The following is a 24,074-nucleotide window of genomic DNA, read 5'->3' on the forward strand; positions in this document are numbered from 1 at the left end:
TTATGGATGGACTGTCATCGGGCGATCCCGTGGCCCTGTTTCTTGGCGGGATTGTTTGTCATCGAGGCCCGTCTCCTTGTCTCGCTCCTTGTCTTGCCGCAGCGGCCGACATGCTGTCCGGCCCTGCGACCCAAGATGCGTGGGCGGCGAAGGAAGGGGTTGTGCGCCCGGCTCCGGCACAGCGGCGCCGGAGCCGGGTTTTTCGCTCAGAGGCGCTCGCCTGCGGCCTCCAGCGCCGCAGCGGGCGTCCAGTTGCCGTGCAGCGACATGCGCAGCCGGAAGGGGATCTTGATACGCGCGACCGGGCCCGCCGCCATCTTCAGCGAGTCGAGCACCAACAGCTCGGTGTTCGCGCCGTTGAGATGGTTCAGCAGCGCGATCACATAGCCGTCGCCCTCGGGCGCATCCACCGCGCGCGGCACGAAGATCGGCTCCTGGAAGCACTGCGCATTGCCAGGATACCAAGCGTCGGTCTTGCCGGTCTTCACATTGACATGGGCCAGTTGGTTGAAGAACTGGAACGGACGCTCGCCTAGGCTTTTGTCAAAAGGCAGCGTGGGATCGAAGGCGAGCACGAAGCCATGCTCGTAGGACTTGCCGGTGAAGCGCTCATCGCAGCGCGGGAATTCGCAGGGATAGGAGGTCAGCGGGAGCGGCTTGAGCGCGTGCTCGTCCGCACCGGAGTCGCCCGGCCCGTTGAGATTGAACGTCCAGCGCATGAGCTGCGAACTGAGCGTCTCCGGGAGCGGAACTGAGCCATCGGCCTGAGGAAAGAAATAGAAGATGTTTCCGGTCGTCACCGGCATGTCGACCTGCAACATGCCGTTGTCCTCGTAGGAATTGAGCGTGTGCCCCTGGAAGCCATTCTTCGGCCCGTGGAACCACATCACATCCTCGGCACTGCCGTCGCGCGGTAGGACGCCGAAAAGCTGCGGCAGATCCGGCTGCCATTGGAAATGCTGCCCGCCCGCCTTCATGCGCTCGACATCCACGGTCAGCGGGATAAGCGGGAAGACGACATGCCGGGCGGTAACGGCGAAGTCGTGGATCATCGCCGCATACGGACCCTTGAACCAGATTTCCTTCTTCAACTTGCCACTGGCGTCGATCTCGAAATAGGCGATGTCGGGCGTGCCGTCGCCTTTCGCCTCATAGGCGAAGCACAGAAGATCGCCGTTGTCGGGATCAATCTTGGGATGGGCGGTGAAGGTGGCCGACTTGATCTGGCCGTTGAAGTCCCAGACGCCGAGCGTCTCCAGCGTCTCGGGATCGAGCGCATAGGGAAGAGCGTCTTCTTTCATCGCCAGCAGGACACCCCCGTGAAACAACACGGTGGTGTTAGCCGTCGTGTTGTTCTTGGCGGCAAGCGGATCGTTGGTATAGAGGTTGCGGTAGACGCCGTTGAGCGAACGCCGTTCGCGCCATTGCGCCATCAGCCGGTCGGTATGGATATAGCGCCGGCGCAGGCTGACGTGGCCGTTCGCGAACTTGAAAGCGGACACAAGGCCATCGCCGTTGAAGAAAATGTCCTTACCGAGCATCGGTGGATAGTAGGAGTCTGGCGAGACCTGAAAGAAGGTGCCATTGATTTCGGGGGGCACCGCGCCCTCGATCTCCAGATCGAAGATCTGCGCCTCGATGCGGCTCGGCTTGTAGAGCCCGGTGAACTCGGGGATTTCGGGGAAGGTCATGCTCATGGTCTTTGCTCCTGACATTTGCGATGGATGGCGAACGAGCGACGCTCAGAACGGATAGGCGCGCGGTTCCTGCTGCACGCTGATCCCGTCGTCGGACGTCAGGTCCTGGGTGATCCAGTCGCTGTTGAAGCGGCAGCGACCGCTGTTCTTCTTCCCGCCGAACTTCGTGTTCGGATCGTCGCTGGGGGAAATGTCGTCGATGTGCGTTATCCCCGCCTCGGCGCCCTGCGCGAAACGAAGGTCCCGCGCCGCGTCTTCGGTGAAGACCGCGCTGGAGAGGCCGAACTCGGTGCCACCGGCCATGTGCGGGGCCTCAGCCTCGTTGGCGGCGCGGACCAGCGGGGGGGGGGGCGGATCGGGCTGAATGGCTCCGTGTGGGCCAGTTCCGCTTCATTGCTGACATCACGAGACCCTGTCCCCATAACTGGACGATTTCGTTCAATTATATCGGAACTTTCGTGGGCGTCAATATTCCTGTACGATACCGTTCAATTAAAATTCAGCGGACCGTACCGACGAGCGCGCGGCACGGCCTGTCGAAAGAGGCGATCAATAATGCGAAGAAAGACCGAGGATCGGCGACTGGGCTTTGTCAAAGCCGCCGGAAAGCTATTTGTCGAACGGGGATTTGGGTCCGTCTCCATGGAAGCCGTCGCCGCAGAGGCGGACGCATCGAAGACTACCCTCTATGGCTACTTTCCAAGCAAGGAAGCGCTGTTCGAAGCCTTCGTGAACGAGGCAGGAAAAGGTGGGCTCGAAGAGATGGAGGGAGCCAAGGCGGGAGGCAACCTCAGGGAGGCCCTCCGCCATCTTGGAATGGCCTATCTCGATCTCGTGACCAGGCCAGATGTCGTCGAAGCGAACCGCCTTGTCATGGGTGAGGCCGGACGGCAACCCCAGTTGAGCCGGATATTTTACGACAACGGTCCGCGAAAGACGCTGGTCGTCATTTGTGAAACGATCGGATCGTTGATGGAAAGGGGTTTACTCAGGCGGGCGGATATTCGGCAGACAGCGCTGTATTTCAAGTCACTGTGCGAGGCTGGGCTCGTGGAGCGCCAGCTATGGGGGCTCGATGGAGCGCCCCATGAGCACACCCGACAGGTTGCGGTTGAGGATGCGATCAACGTATTTCTTGCCGCCTTTGCGACGGGCGGAAACTCTGCATCGGAGGCGAGCGGTCGTATCCCCAGGAATGGGGTAGCTGAGGCGGAGCAAGCCGCTCGCAAAACGCGCTGTCCATAGCGCCGTAGCGCGAGAGCGGCTTGCGGCGGTCACCGGCGATTCCCCGGTAGGATCGGGTTGCGGCAGCAAGTCCGGTAGCGAAAACGGATGCCACGCCCCGATGCCGCCAAGCCCGACGTCTATTTCCAGGCGCCGACGAGTTCGACATATCCGAACCCTTTGACCGGCTTTCCGCCGTAGATGCCGGATATCTTGCTTGCGCCCTCATATTTGGTGAGGAAGGGGAGGAAGGACATGAATTCCTTGCGGCGAGGCGCGGATGAACTCTCGGCCGTGGGCGGTCCTCCATTCCAGATGTCACGCGTTTCGCCGGTTACGCTGGCCGTCTCGGTCTCCCGTTACTGGAGAGGAGAGAATGTCTCGGGGATGAGCAATGTCGCCTCCACCGAGCAGAACCAGGCGAAGTCGAAACCCGCCATGTCCGCCTTGAACATTTCACTGGCCATATAACGATCCGTAGCCACCTTGGGATCGACGCCTTCGGGATAGTTGACGAGCGCGACGACTTTCGCTGGATCGCTCGCAACGGTAAACACGCCATGCGTGACGATTCCGAACGCTTTCAGGCTCTCGATATGCTTGGTCCAGATCTCACGGTAGGCCGTAGCAGCCTCGGCGGATTTCAGCGTGTAGGTGCGTATTTCATAGGTCTTCATGAGTTTTCTCCCATTGATGCCGCATGATCGGATGTTGCTACGACCTCGGTTCAGGCCATGGCGGCATGTTCTCGTCAGTTGACGGGTGCCATAAACAAGCGGCGGACCGACGATCTTGTGCCGCGACGTCTGCACTCTCCCGATGGCGCAACCTTTGGCCTGAAGCTCAAACTAAGACCACACTGGTTGACTCCAGCAATTGGCGGAGTGTTGCCAACATGGCGGAGCCTATGCGCAAACGGGAATGGCGCCCGCCCAAGACTGCCGATTCCCGTGCGAAATGCGATATCTGGCCCGATATCAGATAGTTACAACGATCTTGTAGTTCTCATCGCTATCTCGCACGGCTCTTAGCCGCTCCAATCTACACCGCCCCGATCTGCTGCAGGACGCCCAGGCGATCGACCTGCAGCCACGCTCGCGCGAGTTTTCCGTCGCATGCTTGGTAGATGGCAATCCCTTGTTGAACCGCGGTCTTCCCGGTCGGGGCGATGCCGGACAGTGGACCCAGATGCGCCGCCTCGAAGCGCCAGCGAACGCACGCCTTGTCGCCGTCCGCGAACAAATCCTGGATTTCGAATTGCAGGTCGGGAAAGGCCGTAACCATGCGTTCGACGGTTTGCCGGAATCCTTGCGGTCCCAGTTCGCCGTTGGAACCGACGAAGCCGTCCGCCAGATAATCCGGCAGTCGGTCGAGCACGCGCGGATTGAGACAGTCCTCATAAAGGCCTTTGACAAGTTCAGACGGGGTCATGACGATCCTCGGATTGACAGCATGTTGTCAATTTACCATTTGACAATATGCTGTCAATATTCGATCGACAATTCGGGAGACCGCCGTGCACAGCCCTCAAAGTGAAGAATTGAGCCGTCTCGTTTGGGACGTCTTGCAAACTGCCAGCCGCCTGATCGAAGCTGGCAACCGGCTGAGCGCTCCCTTCGGCCTGACTGCTGCGCGGTGGCAGGTCATGGGCGTCATCATTCAAGAGCCCGCGACCGTGGCCGATGTCGCCCGGCGCCTTTCTCAAACACGCCAGGGCGTTCAACGTTTGGCCGATGAGATGGTGCGGGACGGGCTCGCAGCATACAGCCCCAATCCGAGGCACGCCCGCGCCAAGCTGCTCGCCCCCACATCGCAGGGCTCTGCTTCGTACCGAAAGCTGATGAAGGAGCAGGCCAAGTGGATGGAAGCTCTGTCCGCCAACATGCAGCTGAAGGACATCGCTGCTGCACGCGTGCTGCTGGCAACACTCAATTCGGCCTTGGGAAAATAGCCGACCGTCGATCGGGGCGGATCGTACGTCCGACATGAACAATGCGGGTCACCTTCGATCCCCGCGTGCGAATTAAGGGAATCTGATCCCTGCCGCTGCGCTTTATCGCGACGTTCGCATGATCGAGCAAAGGTGCCGTCAAGCCGACGGCGCTTGCGCTTTCGGCTTCTGCGCTTGCTCGACGTGCCGCCGCTGATCGAGAAACGCCTGGCTTGATCGGGTCTTGAACAATTCGAGGTTCTCGGTGTCGTCGACCACCGGCATCAGTGCCTGGTCCATGTAGTCGAGCCGGCGAGGGTCCGTCTTGACCTTGTGCGCCAGCCGGCGAAGCCGGCTCGCGAGCGTCGCCCAGCGGACGGCCTTGACCGCCGTCTCGGCCACATAGCGCGGATAGAACGACCAGACGGGTTCGACCGCCAGATGGGGACGGCGCTCATTCCGGCCCTTGAGCCGCAGCACGCCTCCTTCGAGCGGATGCACATGCTCGATCGGGTGATAGCCTTTGAAATACAGAGCGTAGTTCAGGATCCGGCTGATGTTGTTACCGGTCGCCGCCGCACGTCGCATCAGCGTCTCGATGTGGTCCCAGCTGTAATAAGTCGTCCAGGCCAGTTCATAGGCGCGTTCCCATTCGGCCTTTGACATCGTGGGGTGTGCGACCGTGACGTGATCCAGATCGTATTTATTGAGATCCGGATCCATCGCGACGCGTTGCGAATGAAGCGTCTTGTGGTCTTCCGAACCGGGCAGCGGCGTAAGCAGGAAGAACTCGAGCATGTCGATCGGCAGCTCCTGCTGGATGATCCTGACGTCGCGGACGATCGAAGCGGGGGTGTCGTTCGGGAAGCCGAGGATGTAGCCGCCGACTGTGATGATCTTGGCCCGCTTCCAGGCCAGCATCATCTCGCGATAATCGGTGATCTTGTTCTGACGCTTCTTGGCTCCGGCCAGACTGTCAGGATTGATGTTTTCCAGGCCGATGAAACAACGCCTGACGCCGGCGCGCGCGCATTTCTCGATGAAGCGCGGCAGCTTGTGGCAAAGCGTATCGACCTGGATCGTGAAGCGGAGGTCCCAGCGCTCCTTCTCACGAAGTTCGATGATGCGGTCGAGCAGGGCCTCCCAATCCCGGTTGCGGGCAAAATTATCGTCGGTGATGAAGAAGGCGTAGATGCCCTGCGCGACGTTGGCGCGGATCAACGCCTCGATGTCATCAGCGCTCCGGCGTCGCGACTTGCGGCCCTGCACGTTGATGATGGTGCAGAACGAGCATTGAAACGGACAGCCACGTCCCGCGTCGAAGCTCGTCGTGTGCCCGATCACCCGCGCGATTTGCTGGCGGGGGATGATCGGCAGCGGTCGATCTTCCAGATCAGGCAAGTCGTCGAGGAAGTTGTACAGGGGCTGCAATCGGCCGGCAGCGGCATCCCTCAAAATGAGGTCTAGGCGACCTTCGGCCTCGCCGGCGAATACCGACACGCCAAGGTCCAGCATCTGCTGCACACCGGAATCTTGCTCCGGCAACATTGCAAGCGTGCCGGACACGTGAAAGCCGCCGACGGCAACCGCGATACCGCGGCGGCGGAATAGTTTTGCGAGATCCACCGATCGTGGAAACTGGTTGGATTGGACGCCGACCAGCATCACCATGCCGGCATCCGCCGCCGTGATCGAGCGGATGAGATCATCGACCCGTATGCGCCGGTTCGTTTCGTCTATGGCCTCGATGCTGATGTCGACATCGGCGCCGAGGACCCGGCGCTCGCGACAATCGAGCGCGATACCATAGAGACAGGCCAACGAGTTCGAGGGCAGACCACCGCGCCACCATCGGATGACGTAACCATCATCGTCGTAATGTGACGGTTTGATCAGAACGAGGTGGAAGGACTTGTGCAATCCCACGAGCGGCGCTCCCCTCAGCGGGCCTCAACGTACCCCTTGATGCTCCCGGCGCCAAGCATGGAGGCCCATGAGCCGATCAACTTGTCGCGCGTAGGTTGCTGAGAGAAGGCAGCCGACCTTGTGTAACTAACTGTTACGAGGAGACAGCATCGGCCCATTCGAATCGTTCGCTAACAAATCGTTCGACAGCGCGCTAATAGCAGCGGAACCGATGCGTGCCGATCGAACGCCAGGCTACAATTCCTCACAGCGTGCACAGCCTGGAAAGAGGATTCGTTCGTTTCAATCCGTTTCCATGGAGTCGATTGAACACAATCAGACGACAAAACTGTACGCCCGTCCGTGTGACGCAGCGTTCGGATCGTACAGTCAGAAGGATTGAGCCAAATGCTTCGCAGCCCTTATCAGCTATTCCCAACGGCTCTGCATCCGGGCTTGCAGATAAGGGGGAGCTTGGCTGGTCGGAATCACGGAAGGTGAGGGGACGTTTGTCTATCGCTGTCCCGGGCTTCGCCCCGGCGAATGACAGACTGATCTGGTGAAGAAGTCACACGCCTTAGGTCCGGCCTATTCCCGGGGCACGGTCTCGCGAGGTGACCGAACTCCGGCTCAGGCGAATGCAAACGCGATCAGGCTCGAGCACAGGATCGCGAAGCTTACGGCCGTCAGGGCGAGAAATCCGCCCGAAACGATATCTTGATCTCGCATGGATCACCCCTCGCGTTTGATGCTCACCCGAACTGATCAAAATTTCGGAAAGCCACGTCGCAAAAAGGGAAGCTTCAAGTCATTCCAAGGATGTCATTCCAACCGAGCATGTGATTCCAGATCATGCCAAAGGAGGAACGGGAGTGCCGGCGAACCGGCCGGAACGTCAGGCCCGCGAACGGACGCCTTCGAACGCATGGGCGAGGAAAATGCCGGCGCCGACCAAACCCATGACTGCTGTGATTGCTTCGATCATCGTAAGAGGTCCTTCTGAGCCCCGCGAGAACCAAACGACGCAGGGCCCCGCACAGTCAAAAGGATTCAGTCCCGAAAACTGAGAAGCCCCCCGACTGAGGATTCACGGCAACAGATGTGACATAATGGAAGCACTGGAAACACGGGACATGGCCAAACCGTGCCGCGGCCGCGCCGTTTCCGGGCCAGCGCACCGAAGGTAAGCCCTGGTTAACCATGCTAAGCCCACCCCATTTCCGCCGTGTTCAGGTTGCGTTATCCTTACGCATTCAGTCGTAGTGGGATGCGACTCGGGGAAGAAGTCCGGCATTGCCGCCATCGGCGGCCAGCCGGCGAACGGTTATTGGGGTCGATGGAGTTTCGGCGGACAGATCCGGTCGAGAGGGCGGTGCGAGCAACCGTTGCGGTCGCGGCGTGCCTTATGGTCGCGAACTGTGCGTCCTCCAACAAGTTTGCAAGCCGCCTAGATCCGAAATACGGCGTGTCGTCGAGCCCGCGCGTGGTGGCATTCGGCGAGCCCGTGCCCAAGGGCGGTGGCGTCTACCGCGTCGGCAAGCCCTACACCGTGGCAGGGCGCGTTTATGTGCCGGAAGAGGATGTGAACTATCGGGCCGAGGGCCTTGCGTCCTGGTATGGCGACGACTTCCATGGCCGACTCACCGCCAATGGCGAGGTGTTCGACATGGGGTCGCTGACGGCGGCCCATCCGACGCTGCCGATGCCGTGCTATGCCCGCATCACCAATCTTTCCAACGGCAAGTCGCTGATCGTGCGGGTCAACGATCGCGGCCCCTATCACGAGAACCGCCTGATCGACGTCTCCAACAAGGCCGCCGAACTCCTGGAATTCAAGAGCAGGGGCGTTGCGCGGGTCCGCGTCGAATATGTCGGCCGCGCGCCGCTTGAAGGCTCCGACGACCTCCAGCTGATGGCGACCTTGCGCACCGGCACGCCGGCTCCGGCACCGTCGCTGGTCCGCGTGGCTTCGGCGCGGCCGTTCGTGCCGGAGATGCCGGCCCGGGGACATGGGTTGCGCGGCGACGTCCCGATGCCGGAGGAGCGGCCGTACACGCTCGGCAACACCGCCGCAGACGCCGCGTCGGTCGGCGGCAGTTCGGAGCTGTCTGCATCGAGTCGCTCCCGGGGCCGACCGCTGGAGAATCCGCGGGCGGTGGCTTACGACCAAGACGGCGGCTATGCGACACGCACCAGCCCAGCCTCCGCTTACGCTCCCGACGACGGGGCGCAGGAAGCGCGCGACATCCTCAGCGGCCGCGGCCTCTATTGACGCGACGAACACGCCTCAGGCAGGGCGGATGGAGCGCGAGCCATGCTCGCGGCATGCCGGCCGACTGCGGCAGCACGGCAAAAGAAAACCCCGCGGGGCTGGACGCGGGGTTTTCGAGGTCGGCGTACCAGGTTTTCAGGGCCAAGAGGTGCCGACCGGTGATGTATATTTAAGGTTGAATTCTCAAAATGCAACAGCGTTGCCGTGAGGAGTATGTTCTCAGGCAACGCTGCGGCGAATACTGGGCCCTGAAATATCCCCAGTGAGAGTGAGTCGCAGTATCGTGGGAAAAAGTTCAGCCGCGATGGAACTATTTCCAGCATCCTGCTCGCGCTTGTACTGCTCCTGTTCTGCTGTTGGAATTTCTGAGCACCTGCCGTTGCGGCGGAGGACGACGGGCGATGTTGTTTGCGTCCGGGCCAGCTGTTACAACCCGCTCGCTCCGGGGCCCTGCCGATGGCATTGAAAATCTTACCGTTCCGCCGATCCGTCTCGACCTCCGGGCGCTCCCTGGGCGCGCTGCCCGCTCTCGCGCTTGCTCTGATCATCGCCTGGAGCGGCGTGCTCCACGCCGCCAACCAGAGCGTGCAGGGCGCACGCAAGGACGAGGGCGGCTTCGAGGGGGATGCGCCGACCGCGATCCTGATCGAAGCCAGCAGCGGCAGCGTGCTGTTCGAGAAGAATGCCGACGAGCTTCGCGCGCCCTCCAGCATGATGAAGCTGATGACCGCCGAAGTGGCATTCCACGCGGTTCAGGAGGGCACGGTCAAGCTGACGGACGAATATCGAATCAGCGAGAACGCTTGGCGCAAGGGCGGGGCGCCCTCGGGCACCTCGACCATGTTCGCCGCCATCAACAGCAAGGTCTCGGTCGACGACCTCCTGCACGGCGCCATCATCCAGAGCGGCAACGATGCCTGCATTGCGCTCGCCGAAGGCATGGCAGGCAACGAGAAGATCTTCGCCGCCGACTTCATGACCAAGCGCGCCCGCGAACTCGGCCTGGCCAAATCGACTTTCGCCAATTCCAACGGGCTGCCGGACCCCGGCAACAAGATGACCGTGCGCGAGCTCGCGATGCTCGCGCGCCACATCATCCTGGACTATCCGGAGTTCTATAAGCTCTTTGGCGAGAAGGAATTCACCTGGAACAAGATCCGCCAGCTGAACCGCAATCCGCTGCTGAATGCGATGGAAGGCGCGGATGGGCTGAAGACCGGCTACACCAAGGAGGGTGGCTACGGCATGGTCGGCTCCGCGGTGCAGAACGGCACCCGGCTGATCGTCGTCGTCAACGGGCTCGAGGATTCCGAGGATCGCGCCAGCGAAGCCAAGAAGATGCTCGAATGGGGCTTTCGCAATTTCGAGACCCGGACCTTGTTCGCGGCCGATCAGCCGATCGGCTATGCCAGGGTCTTTGGGGGAGAGAGCCGTTCCGTCAAATTGTCCAGCCCCGAGCCGGTCAAGGTGATGGTCCAGAAGAACGGCACCGACAAGCTGATCGCCCGCATCGCCTATAGTGGACCGGTGCGTGCGCCGATCGAGCAGGGGCAGCGAATCGGGGTTGTCAGGATCTGGCGCGGCCCCAATATCGCCGTGGAGACCCCGATCTATGCCGCCGAACCGATCGCCAGGGGATCGACGATGCGGCGCGCAATCGACGGCGCCAGCGAGCTGGTGATCGGCCTGTTCCGCGCTGGCGTCGAGAAGCTGTAGAAATGGCTGAAGCAGGTGTGCAACGCGGTCCCGGCCGCGGCAGATTCGTCACCTTCGAGGGCGGCGAGGGAGCCGGAAAATCGACCCAGATCAAGATGTTGGCCAAACGTCTTGAGGCTGCGGGCGTGCGTCATGTCACCACCCGCGAACCCGGCGGGTCGACTGGCGCGGAGATCATGCGGCATCTCGTCCTGTCGGGGATGGGCAAGCTGCTGGGCGCCGAAGCGGAGACGCTGCTGTTTGCGGCCGCCCGCGACGATCATGTTCGCAACGTCATCCTGCCGGCGCTCGACCAGGGCCGCTGGGTGCTCTGCGACCGCTTCTTCGATTCGACCCGCGCCTATCAAGGCAGCCTCGGTAAGGTTGCGCCCGATGTCCTCAACGCCATGCAGCGCGTAACCATCGGCGATCTGAAGCCGGACCTGACCATTATCCTCGATGTGCCGGTCGAGGTCGGCATGCAGCGGGCGGCGGCGCGGCGCGGCAGCGGTATTGCCGACCGGTTCGAAAGCGAAGACATCAAGTTCCACCACGGCCTGCGCGAGGCCTATCGCAAGATCGCGGCCGAGGATCCCGAACGGTGCGTGCTGATCGACGCCACGGCCGATCCGGACCGGGTCGCTGATGCTGTCTGGGACACGATTCGTGTGCATTTCTTCACACCCGCGGCGGTGGGACAGCTATGAGCGCGCGCAAGGTTGAAGCCGAGATCGCAATCCGCCATCCGCGGGAAACCAGCGTGCTCTTCGGGCATCGCGAGGCGGAAGCCGCGCTGCTGTCGACCTATCGCAGCGGCCGCATGGCCCATGCCTGGCTGCTCGGCGGGGCGCCGGGCATCGGCAAGGCAACGCTGGCCTATCGGATGGCCCGCTTCGTCCTGACCCATCGTGATCCGAGCGCGCCGCTGGTGCGCGCGGCCGACACGCTGTTCGTGGATCCCGACGATCAGACCGCGCGCCACATCGCCTCCGGCGCCCACGGAGGCCTGCTCTCGCTGGAGCGGTCGGCCAACGAGAAGGGCGTGATGCGCACCGTCATCACCGTCGACGAGACGCGCGAGACGATCAGCTTCTTCGGCTCGACCGCGGCGGTCGAGGGCTGGCGGGTGTGCATTGTCGACACCGTCGACGAGCTCAACCCCAATGCCGCCAATGCGCTGTTGAAGATCCTCGAAGAACCGCCGCAACGCTCGCTGTTTCTGCTCGTCAGCCACGCCCCGGCGCGGGTGCTTGCCACCATCAAATCGCGCTGCCGCCGGCTGAGCTTGCGTCCGCTTGCGACGGAAGATGTGATCCGTGCCGCCGCGGCGGCCGCCGGGATCGATCCGGCCGATCCAGCGCTCAGAGAGGCCGCAGAGGCGTCCGAGGGAAGCGTCTCGCGCGCGCTTACCCTTCTCGGCGGCGACGCGATGCAGCTGCAGACCCGCACCGCCGCGTTGCTTGCGACCTTGCCGCGGCTCGATCCGAACGAGCTGCATGCGCTCGGCGACGCGCTCGGCACCAATGACCGTGCGGCGCTTGCGAGCTTCATCGACACGATCGAGCGTTGGGTCGCCGAGCGGTTGCGCGGCCCCGATCCCAACGCCAATCTGCCCCGCCTTGCACGGCTGGCCGAGGTATGGGAAAAGATCGTCCGCGCCGCGCGCGACACCGAATCCTATAATCTGGAGCGAAAACCGCTGGTTTTCTCGGTGTTCGGGATGCTCGCCGAAGCCACGCGGTAACCGCGCCGAGTCACATCCCGAGATCATTCGTCCGACGTCGAAGAGGAATTTGCCGTGGCGAAGGCCAGTAAGAAGACTGTCAAGAAGGGCTCGAAGAAGGCTGCCGCCAAATCGCGCGCCAAAGCCAAGGTGGGCAAATCCAAGCCTGGCAAATCCAAGGCCAGCACGCCGAAGGGCCCAAAGGCCAAGGCGACTTCGAGAAAGACCTCGACGCCGAAGGCAGCCAAGCGCGGCGTGAAGAAGGCGTCCAAGACGGCCTCGAAGAAGGCGCCTCCAAAGAAGGCGCCTCCAAAAACGACGGTTGCGAAAAAGACCGTCAAGCAGGTTGCCAAACCATCCGCCAAGGCGCCCAAGGCCGCCAAAGCGACGAAGGGCGCGCCGGCGCCTGCCTCGAAGAAGCGCACTGCCGGTAAACCGGCGCTACCGGCGGCTGAGCTCAGAACGACGATCGAGCCCACGAAGCCACCGCGCTCCGCCAAGCCCAAGGCGCCGCGCAAGCCCAAGCCTGCGGCTGCTCAAGACTCGGTGCCACAGCCAGCCGCCACGCCCGCGCAAGCAGATAATGCCGCGAGAAACACCTTCTACATCACGACAGCGATCGCCTATCCCAATGGTCAGCCGCATATCGGTCACGCCTATGAGGCGATCGCGACCGACGCCATCGCGCGCTTTGCGCGCCTCGACGGCAAGGACGTGTTCTTCCTGACCGGCACCGACGAGCACGGCCTGAAGATGGTCCAGACCGCGCAGAACGAGGGGCTTTCGCCGGCCGAGCTTGCCACCCGCAATGCCGGCCGCTTCCGCGAGATGGACGAGCGGCTGAACGTCTCGTTCGACCGCTTCATCCGCACCACCGAGCCCGCGCATCATCGTTCGGTGCAGTCGATCTGGAATCGGATGCAGCAGAACGGCGACATTTACGCCGACACCTATGCGGGCTGGTATTCGGTGCGCGACGAGGCCTATTACGCGGAGGACGAAACTGTCGTCGGCGTGGACAATGTCCGTCGCGGCCCGCAGGGCACGCCGGTGGAGTGGGTCGAGGAGAAGAGCTATTTCTTCCGCCTCTCGGCCTATCAGGACAAGCTGCTCGCGCTCTATGAGAGTCAGCCCGATTTCATCGGCCCGGATGCCCGACGCAACGAGATCACGAGTTTCGTCAGGGGCGGTCTGAAAGACCTTTCGATTTCGCGCACCACCTTCGATTGGGGCGTGCGGGTGCCTCACGACGATGAGCACGTGATGTATGTCTGGGTGGATGCGCTGACCAACTATATCACCGGAGTCGGCTTCCCCGACCAGAACGATCCGAACTGGAAGTACTGGCCGGCCGATGTGCATGTCATCGGCAAGGACATCATCCGCTTCCACGCGGTGTACTGGCCCGCTTTCCTGATGTCGGCCGGCGTGCCGGTGCCCAAGCGCGTCTATGCGCATGGCTTCCTGTTCAACAGGGGCGAGAAGATGTCGAAGTCGATCGGCAATGTCGTCGACCCCTTTACGCTTGCGGACCAATATGGCGTGGACCAGCTGCGCTACTTCTTCCTGCGCGAAGTCCCGTTCGGTCAGGACGGCAACTACAATCATGAGGCGATCGTGGCGCGCATCAACGCCGATCTTGCCAATGACCTCGGCAACCTCGCGCAGCGCTCGCTGTCGATGATCGCCAAGCAATTGGGTGGCGTGCTGCCGGAGCCCGGCGCGTTTTCGGCCAACGACAAGGCGATCCTGGCTGAAGCCGACGCCATGATCGGGGCCGCGCGCAAGGCGATGGCGACCCAGCAGATCCACCAATGGCTCAACGCGGTGTGGTCAGTCGTGGCCGAAGCCAACCGCTATTTCGCGGGCGAAGCGCCGTGGGCGCTGGCCAAGACCGATCCGCCGCGTCAACGCACCGTGCTCTATGTCACGGCCGAAGTGATCCGGCAGGTCGCGATCCTGACTCAACCGGTGATGCCGGCGGCCTCGGCGAAGCTGCTCGACAGCCTCGGCATTCCAGATGACGAGCGAAGCTTCGACCGCCTCGGCGGCGAGGTGCGGATCGCCCCCGGCACCCAGCTGCCGGCCCCGCAAGCGGTGTTCCCGCGCTACATCGAACCTTCGGCCGCGTGATGTTGGTCGACAGTCATTGCCATCTGGATTTTCCGGATTTCGCCGAGGATCTGGATAGCATCGTTGCGCGCGCCGCCGCGGCCGGGGTAGGGCGCATGGTGACAATCTCGACGCGCGTGCGGCGCCTCCCGGACCTGCTCGCCATCGCCGAGCGCTACGAGAATGTCTACTGCTCGGTCGGTACCCATCCTCATAGCGCCGACGAGGAGGATGGCATCTCCGCCGACGAGCTGATCGACCTCACCAGACATCCAAAGGTCGTGGCGCTGGGCGAGGCGGGGCTCGACAATTTCTATGAGCACGGCTCGAAGGACGCTCAGGAACGCGGCTTCCGCGCTCATATCGCTGCGGCCCGCGCCACGGGCCTGCCGCTCGTGATCCACACCCGCGAGGCCGACGAGCAGTGCGGGCGCATCTTGGAGGAGGAGATCGCGAAGGGACCTTTTCGCGCCGTGCTGCATTGCTACACCGGCGGACGCGAGCTGGCGATGAAGGCAATCGATCTCGGACTGCACATCTCGTTCACGGGCATCCTGACCTTCAAGAAGTCGGAAACGTTGCGCGCGCTCGCCGCCGAACTGCCCGCCGACCGCATCCTGGTCGAGACCGATGCGCCGTATCTGGCGCCCGGCAAATTCCGCGGTAAGCGTAACGAGCCCTCTTATGTGGTCGAGACCGCCAAGGTGCTGGCGGACACCCGCGGCGTGTCGTTCGAAGACATCTCGCTGCAGACCACCGAGACGTTCTTCAAGCTGTTCTCCAAGGTGCCACGGCCGGACGCTGCGCGATGACGCTGACGCTCACCATCCTCGGCTGCGGCTCTTCGGCGGGCGTGCCGCGCCCGGCGCTGGGATGGGGCGCCTGTGACCCGTCAAATCCGAAGAACCGCCGCCGCCGCTGCTCGCTGATGGCGGAGCGGACCTCGGCGCACGGCACGACCCGTGTCGTGATCGACACCGCGCCGGACCTGCGCGAGCAACTGATCGACGCCGAGGTCGATCATATCGACGCGGTGTTCCTCACGCATGAGCATGCCGATCAGACCCATGGCATCGACGATCTGCGCTCGGTGGTGTTGCACCAGCGCCGGCGCATTCCGGTCTATCTGAGCCAGTCGACGGCCAAGGATATCATGCACCGGTTCTCCTACTGCTTCGTCTCGCCGGCCGGCAGCGACTATCCGCCGATCTTGACCCAGCATGCGATCGAAGCCGGCGAGACCCAGGCGGTGGAAGGCAAGGGCGGCGAGCTCAAGCTATCCGCCTTCCTGGTTCAGCACGGCAACATCCCGGCACTCGGCTACCGGATCGGCAACGCCGCTTATACGCCCGACCTCAACGACATTCCGGAAGCGAGCTGGGGCGCGCTCGAGGAGCTCGATCTCTGGATCCTCGATGGCCTGCGCTATGCTGCGCATCCCAGCCACTTCTCGGTCAACGATGCGCTGGCCTGGATCGAGCGTTTCAAACCGAAGCGCGCCGTCATCACCAACATGCATTCCGATCTCGATTACGAGGTGCTGCGGCGAAGCCTGCCTGACGGTGTGATCCCCGCCTATGATGGCATGCGGCTGACGCTGGGTTAGACTGTTGTTAGGATTGTAGGGTGGGCAAAGCGAAGCGTGCCCACCGTTTCCAATCGTGCACTCCATTGGTGGGCACGGCGCGTCCGCGCCTTTGCCTACCCCACGCTCTACGAGTTAGCTCCGATCATTGAGAACACGGAGATGCTGCCATGATGTCCTTGTTCTTCGAGGTCGAGATCAAGCCGGGCCGCACCGAGCAATATCTGCAGCTCGCGGCATCGCTGAGGCCGGAGCTCGATGCGCTCGGCGGCTGCCTGTTCCTCGACCGCTTCAAGAGCCTGTCGCGCGACAATCTGCTCTTGTCCTATCAGATCTGGCAGGACGAGGGCGCCCTGACCGCCTGGCGCGCGCATGGGCATCATCACGAGGTGCAGACGCTCGGACGTGACCAAGTCTTCTCCGACTACCGGATACGTGTCGCGCAGGTGATCCATGAAGCCCGGCCCAACCGGCCGGCCTGGCAGCCGGAGCGCCGCACGCCGTACAACAATCCGCAGCGGCGCCCGCCGACTTATGTACTCGTGACGGAAACGTCCGGTGCACGGCTCCCCATCGCGACGGATATGCCGGTTGGGAGCTTCGCCAGCGTCTATCGCGAAGGCCGCTTCGCGCACCTGATCGAGCTCGATGACGACGCATCAGGGCTCGCACTGAGCCCCAGGCTGCTGGCCGATCCCGCGACGGAGTATGTCCGCATCGTCGAGGTCACCAGGGACTACGGGATGTACAACCGCCGCGAGGCGCCGCAGTATTATCCGCCGAAGGCGCCGAATGCGTAGCGTGTCAGATTTGGCAGCGTGGAACGTCCACGATCGGATGATCGGAAGCCAATGAGCGCAGATCGACGTCACGCGCCAGCGTGACATACTCGACGGTTTCGGCTGTCCTCAGATAGGTGGTCACATAGATCGGCCCCTCCGGCAGCTCGAACGTCTTGCAGGCTTTCGGAGCGATCGAGATCGTGACCGATCCGCCGCCACCGGCGCTCTTCCGTTCCATCAGTTCGGCGCGGAACGCGAGCAGCTTCGTGGCATCGGCCTCATCCAGACGATAAGCGTAGATGCGCGTCGCGGCCTCCGCTTCCCGCGCCAGGGCCGCTGGCTCTGCCAGTTCGCGCAGCACGAACTCGCGCTGCTCCTCGGCAGCGCCGCGGCGCCTGACCACAATCCGCAATACGACACCGCCGGGCAGCGGGCGGAGCGAGATCGGCAGCTTGACCGCCGCGCGCAGCTGCGCCGGATCGCTGGTCTGAAAATCGACCCGGGCGAGCTTCACCATCGAGGTTACCGGCATATGGCTACAGCCCGTGGCGCTGCAGCCGAGGCCGAAGATCAGGAGAAGGCGGGGCAGGGCTCGGATCGGCATGCGCTCACTTCCGTTTGACAATGAATAATTATCGAAATACGATAATTTACTCTTTCGTCAAGAGGGCTACGCCATGACTGACCTTGCCGACCAGAACCATCGGTTGCGTCGTTTTTCCCGTGCCATGGCGCGGATTACCGGGCTGGGCATCCTGCTGATGTCGGCCGGCACGATTCTGATTTTCGCCCTTCCGGATTTGACGCGCAGCCTGCTGCTGGCGCGTCTCGGCGGCATCGGTGCCAATCTGCAGATCACGCCCGGGCGCGCCATTGCGGGTGCAGCGGTGATGGCTGTTCCCATCGGCGTGATGCTCTACGGAATGTGGCAGGTCCGCGCGCTGTTTTTGGATTTCGCGCAAGGAAGCGTGTTCACGCCAGCGACTGCGCGGCGCCTGCGCGATTTTGCTGCCGCGGTGTTACTGCAGGCGGCGCTCGGCCCGCTATCGTCGACCGCGCTGCTGATCGCCTTCACCATCAGCAATCCGCCGGGCAGTCGCCAGCTCGGCATCGCGCTATCGATCAACGACTATATCGCGCTGATCGTCGGCGGCGTGCTGCTTGCAGTGGCCTGGGTGATGGCCGAAGCAACCCGGATCGCCGACGAGAATGCCAGCATCGTTTGAGGCCCGGACATGCCGATCATCGTCAATCTCGACGTCATGCTGGCACGCCGCAAGATGCGTTCCAAGGAACTCGCCGAGCGCATCGGCATCACCGAGCAGAACGTCTCGCTGCTGAAATCCGCCAAGGTCAAGGGCGTGCGTTTCGACACGCTGGCGCGGATCTGCGAGGCCCTCGACTGCCAGCCGGGAGACATCCTGGAATATCGCAGCGGTGAAGACGATATCACCGTGCCGCGCGTTGCGCGCGGGTGATCGTTGCGCGCGCAGGCGCGCAGCACCGCCATTGGCCAAGCGTCCCCTGTCGACTTCGCTTACGCCGAGATCGCCTTGGCCGACTGCACCTCGTTGCGGAGCAGATATTTCTGGATCTTGCCGGTCGACGTCTTCGGGATCGGGCCGAACACGACCACCTTCGGCGTCTTGAAGCCGGACATGTGGGTGCGGCAATAGGCGATGATCTCGGCTTCGGTCGCCTGCACGCCCTCCTTCAGCTCGATGAAGGCACAGGGCACTTCGCCCCATTTCGGATCGGGCTTGGCGACCACTGCGGCGAACAGCACGGCCGGATGTTTGTAGAGGATGTCTTCGACCTCGACGGAGGAGATGTTCTCGCCGCCGGAGATGATGATGTCCTTGGAGCGATCCTTGATGATGACATAGCCGTGCTCGTCGAGCACGCCGAGATCGCCGGTGTGAAACCAGCCGCCGGCGAAGGCTTCCTTGGTCGCCCTCTCGTTTTTCAGATAGCCCTTCATCACGATGTTGCCGCGGAACATGACCTCGCCGATGGTCTCGCCGTCGCGCGGCACCTCGCGCATGGTTTGGGGATCGAGCACGGTGACCGCTTCCTCGAGCGGGTAGGGCACGCCTTGCCGACGCTTCATTTGCGCGCGCTCCGCCGGCGGAAGCTCGTCCCAGCCGGGCTGCTCGGCACAGACCGAGGCGGGGCCATAGACCTCGGTCAACCCATAAACATGCGTCAGCTTGATGCCGATGCCCTCGGCGCCCTCCAGCACTGCGACGGGTGGCGCGGCGCCGGCAATTAGGCCGATGACGGGCTTCTCCCGCTTGCCCTTTGGCGCGTCGGGAGCGTTGATCAGCACATTGTAGACGATCGGCGCGCCGCACATATGCGTCACGCCGTGCAGGCGGATCAACTCGAAGATCTTGCTCGGCTCGACCTTGCGCAGGCACACATTGACGCCGGCCGCCGCCGCCATCGTCCACGGGAAGCACCAGCCGTTGCAGTGGAACATCGGCAGCGTCCAGAGATAGACCGGATGCTGGCCGAGATTGCCGGCGAGGATGTTGCTGACGGCGTTGAGATAGGCCCCGCGGTGATGGGTCACGACGCCCTTGGGATTGCCGGTCGTGCCGGACGTGTAGCTCATCGCGATCGCGTCCCATTCGTCCTTCGGACGTCGCGGCTCGAAGGCGGGATCGCCGAGCGCCAGAGCGTCCTCATATTCGATCTCGCCGATCCGGCTGCCGCCCGTGAACGAGATGTCGTCGACGTCGATCACGAACGGTTTCGCGCCGGTCATCAGCTTGAGCGCGTCGGAGATGACGCCGGAAAACTCGGGATCGACCAGGATGATCTTGGCCCCGCCATGATCGAGCTGGAACGCGATCGACGGCGCATCGAGCCGGATGTTCAGCGTATTCAGCACGGCACCGGCCATCGGGACGGCGAAGTGCAGCTCGTTCATGGCCGGAATGTTCGGCAACATCGCCGCCACCGTGTCGCCCTCGCCGATGCCGCGGCCGGCGAGATAGGACGCGAACTGGCGGCAGCGCGCGTAGGTCTGGGCCCAGGTGAAGCTGCGGCCCTCATAGACGGTACTGATGTGATCGGGATAGACCGCCGCGCTGCGCGCGATGAAGCTCAGCGGGGTCAGCGGGACGTAATTGGCCGGGGTCTTGTCCAAGCCGATATTGTATTGGTTCGCGCTCATGGCTTCGTCCTCCAGCATTCACTTGAGGATTCTACAGGAACCCGATCGAAATCCAGGGAAAAATTGCAACCACCGCAAGTCCGATCAGGAGCGCCAGCAGATAGCCCCAGATCGGCCGCATGCCTTGCGCAGGGTCAACCCGGCCGATGGCGCAGGCCGCGTAATATCCAACTCCGAACGGCGGTGCGAACAGGCCGATCCCCATCGCCAGGATGATGATCATGGCATAATGCACCTCGTGCACGCCGACGGCACGCGCGATCGGAAACAGCAGCGGCCCGAACAGCACGATCGCGGGAATGCCCTCCAACACGCTGCCGAGGATCGTGAAGGCCAGGATCGAGACCGCGATGAAGGCGGCAGCGCCGCCCGGCAGCCCGGTCATCGCGGCTGCAAGCGAGCGCGAAAAGCCGGATTGCGTCAGGCCCCAGGCCATGCCGGTCGCGGTGCCGATGATCAGCAGGATGGCGCCGGAGAGCGCCGCGGTCTCGACCAGCATCGGCAAGAGCCGTCGCCAATCGAACCGGCGGTAGATCAGGAGCCCGATGATCAGGCCGTAGACGATGCCGATGGTGGAGACTTCGGTGGCGGTCGCTATGCCCTCGACGACGGCGAAACGAATGACGAAGGGCAGTGCCAGCGCGGGTAGGGCGACAACGAAGCTCCGGCCGATCTCGGACGCCGCGGCGCGCCGGACGCCGCTCATGTCCTCGTTGCGGTAGCGCCAGCGAACCAGCGCGCACAGCGTCACCGCCAGCACGACGCCCGGCAACAGGCCGCCGGTGAACAGGGCGGCGATCGAGACACCGGTGACCGAGCCAATCGTGATCAGCACCAGGCTCGGCGGAATGGTTTCGGTCTGGGCGCCGGTCGCTGCGAGCAGGGCGACGAGATCGCCGGGACGGGCGCCACGCGCCTTCATCTCCGGAAACAGCACCGGCGCCACGGCGGCCATGTCGGCGGCCTTCGCGCCCGAAATGCCGGAGACGAGGTACATCGCGCCGACCAGCACGTAATGCAGGCCGCCCCGGACGTGGCCCAGCAGACTCGCCAGGAACGCGACCATGGCGCGCGCCATGCCGGTCATCTCGATCAATAGGCCGAGGAACACGAACAGCGGCACCGAGAGCAGGATCAGATGGCTCATGCCCTCGTCCATCCGCCCGACCAGCACCACCAACGGCGTGCGCGTGGTCAGAGCCAGATAGCCGAAGATCGCGAGCCCGAACGCGAAGGCGATGGGAACGCCGGCGAATACGCAGAAGCCGACCACGCCGACGAAGAAGATGACCAGGTTGAGATTGCCGAGCGGCTTCAGCCAGGGCTGCGCCAGCCAGAACAGCACGATGATGACGGCCACGGACGCCACCGCGGCCAGCACGGTCCTGCGATCGGCCGCGCGGACCAGCCGCAGCAACGCAAACAGCGTCATCAGGACGATGCCGACCGGCAGCGCTGCCGCGCGCCAGACATTGGCGATCTGCAGCGCCGGCGTCGTGATGAAGCTTTCCTCCGCGGCGTAGTCAAAGGCCGGCCGCACCACCAGCACCAGGAACGCCAGCGCGGCGGCTGTCGCCACCACGTCGAGATAGGCCCAAAGCCGCGGTCCGGCCACCGCGACCATCGCAGTCATGCGCATGTGCTCGCCGCGGCGGAACGCGACGACGGCGCCCAGCATGGCGAGCCACAGGAACAGGATCGACGCCAGTTCGTCCGACCAGATCAATGGCTGATGCAGCGCGTAGCGCGCCACCACGCCGGCAAACAGGATCACGATCTCGGCGACGACCAGGAGCGCCGCCGGGATCTCCACGAGCAAGCCGAGCGCGAATTCGATCGAACCGATCAGCGACCGGCGGCGAGGGGCCTCGACGACCACCTCGCTGACCACGATTTCGGTGAACTCGGCTTGCGCCATGGCATCGATCCAAGGCTGAGCGGTAAAAGGCTGAGCGACAAGGAGGGCGGCTAACTACGAGAAAACTGCTACGACAGCTTGCCGACGGCCTTTTCGAGCAGGCCCCAGGCCTCCTCGCCATACTTGCCTTTCCATTCAGCGTAGAAGCCGGCGGTGCGGAGCTTATCGCGGAAGGGCGCCACTGTCGGCTGATTGAAGATCAGCCCCTTGGATGCGAGCTCCTGCTGCAGCCCCGCATTCAGCTTGGCCGTATCCTCGCGCTCCTTCACCGCGGCAGCGTTGATGTTCTTGGCGACGATCGTCCGGACGTCCTCAGGCAGGCTTTCCCAGGCGCGGCGGTTGGCCAGGAACCAGAACCCGTCCCACATATGGTTGGTCAGCGAGCAGTATTTCTGCACCTCGTAGAGCTTGGCGGTCGAGATGATCGCCAGCGGATTTTCCTGGCCCTCGACGACCCTGGTCTGTAGCGCCGAATAGACCTCGCTGAAATTGATCGAGGCGGGCGCCGCCTCGAACGCCTTGAACATCGAGGTCCACAGCGGCGACACCGGCACGCGGATCTTGAAGCCCTTGAAATCGTCGGGCCCGTTGATCGGCTTGGTCGACGACGTGGTCTGGCGGAAGCCGTTGTCCCAGATCTTGTCCATGACCATCAGGCCGGCCTTGTTGATCTGGCCGCGAACATAGGCGCCGAGATCACCGTCCATGGCCTTCCAGACCGTGTCGTAGTCCGGGAACGCGAAGCCGATGCCATTGATCGAGGCCGCCGGCACCAAGGTCGACAGGATGAGCCCGGACAGCGTGAAGAACTCGACACCGCCGGAGCGGATCTGGCTCAGCATGTCGGTGTCGGAACCGAGCTGGTTGTTTGGGAAGATCTGCAGGTCGAACCTGCCGTTGGTCTCGCTCTTGATGGCCGCGGCCATCTCCTTGGCCCGGACGTTCATCGGATGCGAGTCGGGCAGGTTGTTGGCGTATTTGTAGCTGAACTCGGCGGCGCTCTCCGCGCGCACCACATGGGGTGCGCTGACACCACCGAACCCACCGAGAACCGCTGACGCCGCGGAGGCCCTCAGAAGCGCGCGTCGTGACAGGCTCATGCTTCGTTTCTCCCTGAGAAAGTTTTTGTTCTTTCGCGAGACCCTGGACTGCCACGCGGCTCAATCCTATGAGGACCGAATCCCGGCGATCTCAGCGGTTTCGTCTTCGCCGCTTATTGCAGCCGAACGACGCGGCGGCAAGCGGTGAGGACATCAGGCGTATCCAGCGCGCCACGTCAGCGCGTGAAGCCCGGCGAGCCAGCAAACGCTCCAAACGGCCCCGATGAAGCGGATGCAGCTGACCTTCGGGCTCAGGTTTTTGCCCTAAGATCCTGATCTGCTTATACATAAATATATTCCATAATATACCTTATGCGAATCGCATATGCGGCAGTTCACGTCGGGCTGTCGTTTCTCGTTCGACCTGAGTCTTTCCGCTTCGACGGAGGTCACGCCCAAGTTTGTGTCGCCCTCCGACCCGGCGGCGCGCTCGACGGGAGCGCACGGCGGCCAAGCCTTCTCCGCCTACTCGACGAACTATCTGGTCGACGTCGAGAATGCGATCATCGTCGATGTCGAAGCGACCACGGCGATCCGCCAGGCAGAAGTTTTGGCCGCCAAGCGCATGATTGAGCGTTCACTCGAGAAGTTTGAGCTTTATCCAAGCTGGCTTCTCGGCGACAGCGCCTATGGCTCCATGCCAATGCCGTTGCTTGTCTGACATCCGCCACAAAGGTTTCCGGAACGTCGCGACCTAACCGGCGCTCAATTTCTCGCACACAGTCCGCCATTTTTGTCCCCGGAAAGCCCGGATCGCCTCCTCCACATCAATTGGAGCGCCCTCCTCGGATGCCGCTCGGGCCAGAGCGACTCCGAAGGAAGCGTCATCGCGGCCAGCCGACTCCGATCGAACCAGCATCGACTCCGATGGAAGCGGAACAACGTGCCTGAACGGCCTACCCCGTTTCCGCCGCGCTGACTCCGATGCAGCGAGAGACGACATCGGGCTT

22 protein-coding genes and 1 pseudogene are annotated in these 24,074 nt (G+C 63.0%); 13 read left to right on the top strand and 10 right to left on the bottom strand.

What is annotated here, in order from left to right; all coding sequences use genetic code 11:
• Positions 1–206: 206 nt before the first annotated feature.
• Both QXZ85_RS19680 and QXZ85_RS19685 read right to left on the bottom strand, forming a co-directional pair.
• The gene (locus QXZ85_RS19680) at positions 207–1,697 is read right to left on the bottom strand and encodes a carotenoid oxygenase family protein (protein ID WP_315742144.1); all 1,491 of its coding nucleotides are present in this window, start codon (positions 1,695–1,697) and stop codon (positions 207–209) included.
• A gap of 45 nt (positions 1,698–1,742) precedes the next feature.
• The gene (locus QXZ85_RS19685) at positions 1,743–2,063 is read right to left on the bottom strand and encodes an aldehyde dehydrogenase family protein (protein WP_316174821.1); all 321 of its coding nucleotides are present in this window, start codon (positions 2,061–2,063) and stop codon (positions 1,743–1,745) included.
• A 189-nt stretch (positions 2,064–2,252) separates the two neighbouring features.
• On the opposite strand from QXZ85_RS19685, the gene QXZ85_RS19690 reads away from it, so the two are divergent.
• Positions 2,253–2,942 carry a TetR/AcrR family transcriptional regulator gene (locus QXZ85_RS19690; RefSeq protein WP_315703943.1) on the top strand — a complete coding sequence of 230 codons (690 nt, stop codon included), beginning with the start codon at positions 2,253–2,255 and terminating at the stop codon, positions 2,940–2,942.
• A 338-nt stretch (positions 2,943–3,280) separates the two neighbouring features.
• Here QXZ85_RS19690 and QXZ85_RS19695 read toward each other — a convergent pair whose 3' ends face one another.
• Entirely contained in the window at positions 3,281–3,598 is a 318-nt protein-coding gene (locus QXZ85_RS19695) for an NIPSNAP family protein (RefSeq protein WP_315703942.1), read from the bottom strand.
• A gap of 364 nt (positions 3,599–3,962) precedes the next feature.
• Complete coding sequence (locus QXZ85_RS19700) at positions 3,963–4,352, bottom strand: ester cyclase (RefSeq protein ID WP_315703941.1); 390 nt, start codon at positions 4,350–4,352, stop codon at positions 3,963–3,965.
• A gap of 85 nt (positions 4,353–4,437) precedes the next feature.
• Between QXZ85_RS19700 and QXZ85_RS19705 the strand changes: the two genes are divergently transcribed.
• Entirely contained in the window at positions 4,438–4,872 is a 435-nt protein-coding gene (locus tag QXZ85_RS19705) for a MarR family winged helix-turn-helix transcriptional regulator (RefSeq protein WP_315742141.1), read from the top strand.
• 138 nt (positions 4,873–5,010) lie between these two features.
• On the opposite strand, the gene QXZ85_RS19710 is transcribed toward QXZ85_RS19705, so the two are convergent.
• Entirely contained in the window at positions 5,011–6,777 is a 1,767-nt protein-coding gene (locus QXZ85_RS19710; RefSeq protein WP_315767847.1) for a B12-binding domain-containing radical SAM protein, read from the bottom strand.
• Positions 6,778–8,092: 1,315 nt separating this feature from the next.
• Here QXZ85_RS19710 and QXZ85_RS19715 point away from each other — a divergent pair.
• From QXZ85_RS19715 to QXZ85_RS19730, 4 genes are all read left to right on the top strand, one after another.
• The gene (locus QXZ85_RS19715; RefSeq protein ID WP_315703938.1) at positions 8,093–9,028 is read left to right on the top strand and encodes a septal ring lytic transglycosylase RlpA family protein; all 936 of its coding nucleotides are present in this window, start codon (positions 8,093–8,095) and stop codon (positions 9,026–9,028) included.
• A gap of 561 nt (positions 9,029–9,589) precedes the next feature.
• Positions 9,590–10,744, top strand: coding sequence for a D-alanyl-D-alanine carboxypeptidase family protein (locus tag QXZ85_RS19720; protein ID WP_409977500.1), 1,155 nt, complete (start codon positions 9,590–9,592; stop codon positions 10,742–10,744).
• Between the two features lie 2 nt (positions 10,745–10,746).
• Positions 10,747–11,430, top strand: a complete 684-nt coding sequence (gene tmk / locus QXZ85_RS19725; protein WP_315703936.1) for a dTMP kinase — start codon at positions 10,747–10,749, stop codon at positions 11,428–11,430.
• A complete protein-coding gene (locus QXZ85_RS19730; RefSeq protein ID WP_315703935.1) occupies positions 11,427–12,467 on the top strand; it encodes a DNA polymerase III subunit delta' in 1,041 nt (346 codons plus the stop codon). Before tmk ends, QXZ85_RS19730 begins: the two co-directional genes overlap by 4 nt.
• Before the next feature lie 23 nt (positions 12,468–12,490).
• Here QXZ85_RS19730 and QXZ85_RS19735 read toward each other — a convergent pair whose 3' ends face one another.
• Complete coding sequence (locus tag QXZ85_RS19735; protein WP_315703934.1) at positions 12,491–12,925, bottom strand: hypothetical protein; 435 nt, start codon at positions 12,923–12,925, stop codon at positions 12,491–12,493.
• A 67-nt stretch (positions 12,926–12,992) separates the two neighbouring features.
• On the opposite strand from QXZ85_RS19735, the gene metG reads away from it, so the two are divergent.
• The 4 genes from metG (at position 12,993) to QXZ85_RS19755 (ending at position 16,943) form a co-directional block, all read left to right on the top strand.
• Complete coding sequence (gene metG / locus QXZ85_RS19740; RefSeq protein WP_315703933.1) at positions 12,993–14,579, top strand: methionine--tRNA ligase; 1,587 nt, start codon at positions 12,993–12,995, stop codon at positions 14,577–14,579.
• The gene (locus QXZ85_RS19745) at positions 14,579–15,370 is read left to right on the top strand and encodes a TatD family hydrolase (protein WP_315767848.1); all 792 of its coding nucleotides are present in this window, start codon (positions 14,579–14,581) and stop codon (positions 15,368–15,370) included. Before metG ends, QXZ85_RS19745 begins: the two co-directional genes overlap by 1 nt.
• Positions 15,367–16,164 (top strand): MBL fold metallo-hydrolase, encoded by a 798-nt coding sequence (locus tag QXZ85_RS19750; protein WP_315703931.1) that lies wholly within the window; start codon positions 15,367–15,369, stop codon positions 16,162–16,164. Before QXZ85_RS19745 ends, QXZ85_RS19750 begins: the two co-directional genes overlap by 4 nt.
• Before the next feature lie 149 nt (positions 16,165–16,313).
• Complete coding sequence (locus QXZ85_RS19755; protein ID WP_315767849.1) at positions 16,314–16,943, top strand: antibiotic biosynthesis monooxygenase family protein; 630 nt, start codon at positions 16,314–16,316, stop codon at positions 16,941–16,943.
• Between the two features lie 4 nt (positions 16,944–16,947).
• Here QXZ85_RS19755 and QXZ85_RS19760 read toward each other — a convergent pair whose 3' ends face one another.
• A complete protein-coding gene (locus QXZ85_RS19760; RefSeq protein WP_315742135.1) occupies positions 16,948–17,529 on the bottom strand; it encodes a hypothetical protein in 582 nt (193 codons plus the stop codon).
• A gap of 73 nt (positions 17,530–17,602) precedes the next feature.
• On the opposite strand from QXZ85_RS19760, the gene QXZ85_RS19765 reads away from it, so the two are divergent.
• Positions 17,603–18,151 (top strand): DUF2975 domain-containing protein, encoded by a 549-nt coding sequence (locus QXZ85_RS19765; RefSeq protein ID WP_315764327.1) that lies wholly within the window; start codon positions 17,603–17,605, stop codon positions 18,149–18,151.
• Between the two features lie 9 nt (positions 18,152–18,160).
• Entirely contained in the window at positions 18,161–18,403 is a 243-nt protein-coding gene (locus tag QXZ85_RS19770) for a helix-turn-helix transcriptional regulator (protein WP_315742133.1), read from the top strand.
• 59 nt (positions 18,404–18,462) lie between these two features.
• Here QXZ85_RS19770 and QXZ85_RS19775 read toward each other — a convergent pair whose 3' ends face one another.
• The 3 genes from QXZ85_RS19775 to QXZ85_RS19785 form a co-directional block, all read right to left on the bottom strand.
• Positions 18,463–20,106: an acyl-CoA synthetase gene (locus tag QXZ85_RS19775; protein ID WP_316174671.1), complete on the bottom strand. Its 1,644-nt coding sequence runs from the start codon at positions 20,104–20,106 to the stop codon at positions 18,463–18,465.
• A 31-nt stretch (positions 20,107–20,137) separates the two neighbouring features.
• Positions 20,138–22,024 carry a TRAP transporter large permease subunit gene (locus tag QXZ85_RS19780; RefSeq protein WP_316168510.1) on the bottom strand — a complete coding sequence of 629 codons (1,887 nt, stop codon included), beginning with the start codon at positions 22,022–22,024 and terminating at the stop codon, positions 20,138–20,140.
• A 68-nt stretch (positions 22,025–22,092) separates the two neighbouring features.
• Positions 22,093–23,124, bottom strand: a complete 1,032-nt coding sequence (locus QXZ85_RS19785) for a TRAP transporter substrate-binding protein (RefSeq protein ID WP_316174673.1) — start codon at positions 23,122–23,124, stop codon at positions 22,093–22,095.
• Between the two features lie 382 nt (positions 23,125–23,506).
• Between QXZ85_RS19785 and QXZ85_RS19790 the strand changes: the two are divergent.
• Positions 23,507–23,770: pseudogene (locus QXZ85_RS19790) on the top strand (IS5/IS1182 family transposase); the annotation flags it as partial.
• Positions 23,771–24,074: the final 304 nt, after the last annotated feature.

This window comes from Bradyrhizobium sp. SZCCHNGR1005 (assembly GCF_032489995.1).
GTDB lineage: Bacteria > Pseudomonadota > Alphaproteobacteria > Rhizobiales > Xanthobacteraceae > Bradyrhizobium.